This window comes from Mesorhizobium sp. M7A.F.Ca.CA.004.12.1.1, from assembly GCF_003997835.1.
Classification (GTDB): domain Bacteria; phylum Pseudomonadota; class Alphaproteobacteria; order Rhizobiales; family Rhizobiaceae; genus Mesorhizobium.
In genome coordinates this window covers 1-6,727 of sequence record NZ_RZRK01000304.1, presented here as the reverse complement: position 1 = coordinate 6,727, position 6,727 = coordinate 1, and the positions used below count along the sequence as shown (strand labels likewise).

The window sequence follows — 6,727 nt, the reverse complement described above, 5'->3', positions numbered from 1 at the left end:
CGCTTACGCTCAAGGAGGCGATGGCTGTCGCGGTGGAATCCAATCCCGAGATTGGACAGGCGATCGAAAACCGCGAAGCAATCGAGTTTGAGTTGCGGCAGGCCAAGGGCCTTTACCTTCCCAGTGTCGATGTCGAGGGATCGGCTGGTGTTCGCCGGCTCGACAATTCCTCCCGACGCTCGCTGTCGATAGAGGACGATTCGCTCTATCCGGCGGAAGCGAATCTGGTGGTGACCCAGAAATTATTCGACAGCGGAGCTCGTCGCGCGGAATTGAACCGCCAGGCATCGCGCGTCGACGGAGCGTCGTTCCGGGTGCTGGAACGGTCCGAATTCATCGGGCTGTCCGTTGTCCAGGATTACCTCGAATACATGCTGCAGGCTTCGATCGTTTCCGAAGCCAAGAAGAATCTGGGTTTCCATCAGGCGATACTCGGCGACATCCGGCAAGGCATCTCAGGCGGGGCGCTGAACGAGGCCGACCGCCAACAGGCCGAGGAGCGTCTGTTCGCGGCCAAGGCCCGCATGCAGGAGGCGACCGAAGAGCTGGAAGCCTCCAAGATCCGGTTCTTCAAGACCGTCGGCAAGCCGCTGGTCAATGCTTCGCGGCCGGGTGATGTCGCCGCCGCGCTTCCGCGGTCACTGGATGACGCGATCGGCCTGGCACGACAGAACAATCCGCGCGTTCACATGGCCACCAGCGATATCGACGCCGCGGCTTCCCTGGTGGATGCGGCCCGGGCGAAATATGGCCCTGAAGTCATTGCTGAAGGTCGGGCCAGGGCAGGCACCGACATTGACGGCGACGACGGGGACACCAATGACCTGCAGGCGCGTCTGGTGCTGCGTTGGAATTTGTATCGCGGCGGCATAGACAAGGCCAATGAACAGGAGCAGATCCGCCGCGCCAGCGAGCAGCGGCTCGCCTATCATCAGGTCTTGCGCGAAATCGAGGAAGCCGTTCGCACCTCATGGGATCGCCGTTTCCGGCAAGCCGATCTGGCGAAGACCCTGAGGCAACAGGCCGCCGCCAATGAAAAGCTGGTCGCTTCCTATCGCGAGCAGTTCAAGGTTGGACAGCGCTCGCTGCTCGACGTGCTCGACGCGCAGAATACGCGGTTCAACACGGCAACGCTGGCGGATACCGCGTCCTACGCATCGCTGTTTGCCCAGTACCGGCTCCTGGCCGCGACCGGACAGTTGCTGAAAACGATGAATCTCGAGCCGGCAAAGCAAGCGACAGCCTATGCTCGCACCGAGTTTGCAACACCGGAAACCGCGGACACCGAGACCTATGCGCGGACGCCATCGGAGCAGAAGAACGACCTGCCATTCGATATCCTCGCCCCGGTGAGGAAGAAATAAGACGACGCAAGGTCCAGCGAGCGTCCTGACGGGCAGATCGTGAACCAGCAACCCAATATCCTCTCTCCCAAGGAGGCGTTCAAGGCCTGCTTCTCGGCCGTTGCCGGATATCTCGGCAGGCCGAGCGCGGAGACCGTGCTGTTTGCCGGCGTGCCGCTCTCGGACACGCGAATTGCGGCCGACGATATCAGGCACCTTGCCGAACGCATCGGCCTGGAAGTCACCGAGTTCAATCACCGCGATTTTCTCAGGGGGCGTATCGACCTGCCGGCAATCGTCTTTCGCGTCAGTCAATTGCCGGTTGCCCTGCTCGCTCTGGGCGAAGACGATGCTTATATCACCGCGCCCCAGGAAGACGGCCGCACCACGATCGGCCGATCGGAACTGGCCGCCAGCTACATCAGCGGCGGCGCTTCCTTCTCGATCACCTATGCCAATGCCGCCGAGACCATGTCGGTCGGCTCGGCGGCCAGGATCGAGCGGAGACATTGGCTTACGGGGACGATGGGCGCTTTCTGGCGCACCTACTCAAAAGTCGTCCTGGCGGCGGTGTTCATCAATCTGCTGGCCATAGCCTCGCCGATCTTCACCATGAACGTCTACGACAGGATCCTGCCGAACAAGGCAATATCGACACTATGGGTGCTGGCTCTCGGCATCGGCGCGGTCATCCTGTTCGACCTGCTCTTGAAGACGGCCAGGGCCTCCCTCATCGACTATGCCGGGCGCAAGGCGGATCTCCGGATATCCTATCTGCTGTTCGAGAAAGTGCTGAACTCGTCGCTGTCGGCGCGCCCCGGCTCGACCGGTGAATACGCAAACAGGGTCACGCAATATGAATTCGTCAGGGAGTTCTTCACCTCCAACACCATAAGCGTGTTCATCGACACGGCATTCGTCTTCGTCTTTCTCCTTGTGATCTATGCGATAGGCGGATGGCTGGTGATCATACCGGCGCTGGCCTTCGTGATGTCCGTCATCGTCGGCCTGATCACCCAGCGCCGCATCGGCAAGCGCGTCGCCGCCTCGATGAACGAAGCGTCGCAGCGCCAGGCCCTGCTGGTCGAATCCATCTCGACGCTGGAGACCATCAAGTCGCTGCGCGCCGAGGCGTATCTGCTGCGAAAATGGGGAGAGCACTCCAAGAACGCCGCCAACACGTCCGAGAAGATCAAGCAGCTTTCGGCGGCGGCGGGCAACATCACCCAGTCCATACAACAGCTGGTGACCGTCGCCCTGGTCGTGGCCGGCGCCTATGCCTTCTCGGAAGGGCATGTTTCGACAGGAGCAATCATAGGAACGGTGATGCTGGCGAGCAGGGCCGTGGCGCCGCTCGGCCAGATTGCCATAACGTTGTCCCGGTTTCGCCAGGCCATGCTCTCGCTGAGAATGGTGAACTCGATCATGGCTCAGCCGGAAGATCGACCCGACACGGTGGGCTTCGTCAACCGCCCCATCCGCAAGGGGGCGATGGTGTTCAGGAATGTCGGGTTTGTCTATCCAGGCTCGGAAAACGAAGTTCTGACCGGCCTGAATATCTCGGTCAAGCCGGGTGAGCGGATCGGCATCATCGGCCGCATAGGATCGGGAAAGACGACGATGGGGCGGCTGATCGGCCGGCTCTTCCTGCCGACTTCCGGTGAGCTGCTGCTGGATGGGATCGACATTCGCCAGTATCACCCGTCCGAGGTTCGCGCCGCGGTCGGCATCGTTGCGCAGGCCGGCGACCTGTTCTCGGGCACCATCAAGGAAAACCTCCTGATGGCATGCCCCGAGGCTACCGACGAACAGATCATCGAAGCGGCAAAGGCGGCCGGCGTCGACGATTTCGTTTCACGCCACCCGCGCGGCTACGACATGAATGTCGGCGAGCGCGGCACCAATCTTTCCGGTGGCCAGAGGCAGACGGTGGCGATCGCACGCCTGCTGCTGACCAAACCGAAAATCGTCTTTCTGGACGAGCCGTCGGGCTCGATGGATCTCGCATCGGAACGCCAGTTGATCAAGCAGCTCAAAGTCGCCTTCGACCGCGACACCACGCTGATCGTCTCGACACATCGCTTCAGCATGCTTGAGCTGGCCGACCGCCTGATCGTTATCGAACAGGGCAGAATCGTTGCCGACGGACCGAAGGACCAAGTCATACAGGCGTTGCAGAAAACAAGCGCCTGACAAAACAGATATTGCTGCATCCAATGCGTTGGGGCGTGGGAAATGCTTGCCAGAGAAGATCGACCGCCGCTGTTTGCGTCGGCGTCCATATTCATCATCGGAGCGCTCTTCGTGGTCTTCGTCGCCTGGGCGTCCTTTGCCGAAGTCGATGAGATCGCACGCGGCGACGGCAAGGTCATACCCGCTTCCAAGACCCAGATCATTCAGGCGAGTGAAGCCGGTGTCGTTCAGGAAATCGCCGTGACGATTGGCCAGGTGGTCAAGAAGAACGATCTCATCATCCGCCTGGACAACACGCTCAACACGTCCAGTCTCGGCGAGCAGCAGGCCAAGGCGCGCGCGCTGGAAGTGCGCATAGCAAGGCTGAAATACGAACAGGCCGGCAATCTCTCGGGCCCATTTCCGTGCCCGCAGGACATCCAGTCGGTCGCTCCGCAAATCTGCGACAATGAGCAGAAGCTGCTCATCGCCCGGCGCGGGAACTTCGACAACAAGCTGTCCGTGCTCAAGTCACGCCTTGACCAGCGCGAGAGGGAACTGGCCGAGGCGCAGGCCAATTCCGATCGTCTTACAAAGAACCTGGTCGTCAGCGACCAGGAGGCAAAACTGGTCGACGCGATGGTCAAGAAAGGCCTGATGGCAAGGACCGAGCAGCTCCGGGTGGAGCGCGAACAGACCGAGCTCAACGGCCAGCTGAACCTTGCGGGCGAAACGATAAAGAAGATCAAATCGTCGATCACGGAAGCCCAGCTTCAGGTCGAGGAACTCGGCCTGCAATTGCAGCAGGAGGCGTTGGACGACCTTACCCAGGCGCTGGCGGAGCTTTCGGTGGTGGATGAGACCATAAGGGGAGCCACCGACAAGGTCGCGCGCACCGATATCCGTTCTCCCGTGGATGGCATCGTCAACACGCTGGAGCTGAACACGGTAGGCGCCTTCGTCCAGCCTGGCGCCGTCGTGGCCGGCATCGTGCCGACCTCCGAGACGTTGCTGGTGGAGGCTCGGGTCTCGCCACGGGATGTCGCGTTCATCCGTCCCGACCAGGTAGCCCTTATCAAGGTCACCGCCTATGATTTCTCGATCTTCGGCGGTATCGAGGGCAAGGTCTCGAACATCACAGCCGACAGCCTGGTCGATCAGAAAACGGGGGAACCCTACTATCAGGTGCGTGTGGCGACTGACAAATCCACCCTTCAAAGAGACGGCAAGGCCTACTCGATCATCCCCGGAATGATCTGCTCGGTCGACATCAAGACCGGGCGCAAGACGATCCTGCACTACCTCCTGAAGCCGATCAACAAGGCGCGCGAGGAGGCGATGAGTGAGCGGTAGCGCCAGCCCTCATCATTCCGGTCGCGAGCGGCTGCTGCCTCCAGTCGCCGCCGAGGATTTTGGACTGGAATTTCGGGTTGTGGCGCGCGGCGGCATCCGGCGCGGCATCCGTCTGGAGCGGGCATTCTGGATGTCGCTGAAGCAGATGGCCGAAAGCAGGAAGTGCACGATCGGCATGCTCATCGACGAGATCGCCGAAAGCCAGGCACAGACAGGCAATTTGACATCCGCGATCCGGGTGGCCTGCATGCGTGGGTTGGGAGACGAAAACCTGACCCTGCGAAGGCTTGCATCGATCAACACCATCAACGCCATACTGGTCGCTTGCCCGTCTCCGGCCTTTGCCCTGGCTTCGTCGAAGAAGATCCTGTCGTTCAACGCGCCGTTCCAGCAACTCGTCAAACGTCAATTGCCGATCGCCCCAAGCGATGACGCACGGCACGATCTCAAGCTGGCGCTGGACCTCAATGTGGCCGACATCTTCGCGCGGCTCGATGCCAATGGCGAATCGCCGGTGGCCACCGGTTTTGTCATCGGCGCGGGCGACCGTCGATACCGGGGACAATTGAATGCGGTGCGGGCTCCGGTGCTCGAGCCGGAGCTGCTGATGGCGTTCGTCTTCGGCGGCTAGAGCAGTTCACCGTTACACTTACCGGAGTTGCTCTGCATGCATCGCCAATGCTGGCGAACCTATGGCTGAAAGCCTTCGCCGGGTGCGACGGTTGCGAAACCGCCCTTGATGTCGGCCATCTGGGCTCCGCCCGGTCTTGAACCGTGGATCCAGGCCCGGTCCGTGCTGAACGAATAGAGCGGAACGTAATCCGGAAGATCGCTGTCACGCACGACAGTGTTGCTGAGGCTGTCGAGAATGAAGGTGCCGCTGCCTGTGCTCACCGACAGCACTGCGTGAAAGAAGCCTCTCTTGCGATCCTGGAGGACGACAAGCGCCATGCTTTGCGTGGGAATGCCGGCCCTCAGCAGGGCTGTCATCTTGAGGATGGCAAAATCCTCGCAATCGCCGGCTCGCCGCTCGAGAATCTCCGAAGGCTTCGCCCAATAGTCGAGCTTGCCGTAGACGACGCTGTCTTTCCTGTAGGCGATCAGGCGATTTACGCTGCTGTTGACGAAGGACAGCTTCTCGCTGAACCCCTTGCCTTGTGCGGCGGCGATCATGCCGGCAAAAGCCGCGCTCTTGTGCTCGCAGGGGCTGCCTGCCGAACAGGCGGCGATTGCCCGGTAGACGGGCGCCCAGCGAGCCGCGACGGGAAAATTGCGCATGGACAAGGCAACCGATCCGAAGACCCCCGGAATGATCGACGCGGTCTGCAGCGGATCTATCCCGGCGTCATCTCGCGCCGTTGACGAGCCATCCCCGCGGCCAACATCTGGGCCATAGCTGCCGGTGACCAGACCGATCCGGTAAGCGCCCGCAGGCTGCCAGGGCTGAGGCCTCGTCAGCGAAACACCGCCGAGAGAAGGCGGCGTTTGAATATTCTCCTGAGGCCAGCCGGGTGCGGCTATATCGCTCGCAAATGACGGCCCCGCCAGGCCGACAAGCCCGATTGCCAGCAGGAGCATCTGGAGCCGGGTTTTTCCCGGAACTGATTTTTGCTTTTTCATAACGCCCACCTTTGACTGTGGACGCTACCAATCTTGTCTCAAATTATTGGAAAGGAAGGTGGATAAATATCCAGCAACTGTCTTTATCCATTTTACTTAAAATTTTATTCAAATTTATACTTTGGTTTACCGGAAAAATGCCGGCCAGCTATCCGTCAAGGAGGTCTCCAGAAACCTACATATATCAGGTTATATTGTTGCGGTTTACCACGTGTAAAAAATGCCGGGCAATGCATATC

General features: G+C 60.4%; 5 protein-coding genes. 4 read left to right on the top strand and 1 reads right to left on the bottom strand.

Translation table 11 applies throughout. The annotated features are described in order from the left end of the window. From EN984_RS17270 to EN984_RS17255, 4 genes are all read left to right on the top strand, one after another. On the top strand, window positions 1-1,364 hold a 1,364-nt coding region (locus tag EN984_RS17270; protein ID WP_127383846.1), incomplete at its 5' end, for a TolC family protein. A 39-nt stretch (window positions 1,365-1,403) separates the two neighbouring features. Beyond that, on the top strand, window positions 1,404-3,536 hold the full coding sequence (locus EN984_RS17265) for a type I secretion system permease/ATPase (protein ID WP_127271964.1): 2,133 nt from the start codon (window positions 1,404-1,406) through the stop codon (window positions 3,534-3,536). A gap of 42 nt (window positions 3,537-3,578) precedes the next feature. Then, a complete protein-coding gene (locus EN984_RS17260) occupies window positions 3,579-4,868 on the top strand; it encodes an HlyD family type I secretion periplasmic adaptor subunit (RefSeq protein WP_127271967.1) in 1,290 nt (429 codons plus the stop codon). Next, window positions 4,858-5,499, top strand: a complete 642-nt coding sequence (locus tag EN984_RS17255) for a ribbon-helix-helix domain-containing protein (protein ID WP_127271969.1) — start codon at window positions 4,858-4,860, stop codon at window positions 5,497-5,499. The genes EN984_RS17260 and EN984_RS17255 overlap by 11 nt, the downstream gene beginning before the upstream one ends. Before the next feature lie 59 nt (window positions 5,500-5,558). Here the strand turns inward: EN984_RS17255 and EN984_RS38840 are convergent, their stop codons facing one another. After that, a complete protein-coding gene (locus tag EN984_RS38840; RefSeq protein ID WP_236383472.1) occupies window positions 5,559-6,146 on the bottom strand; it encodes a transglutaminase-like cysteine peptidase in 588 nt (195 codons plus the stop codon). Window positions 6,147-6,727: the final 581 nt, after the last annotated feature.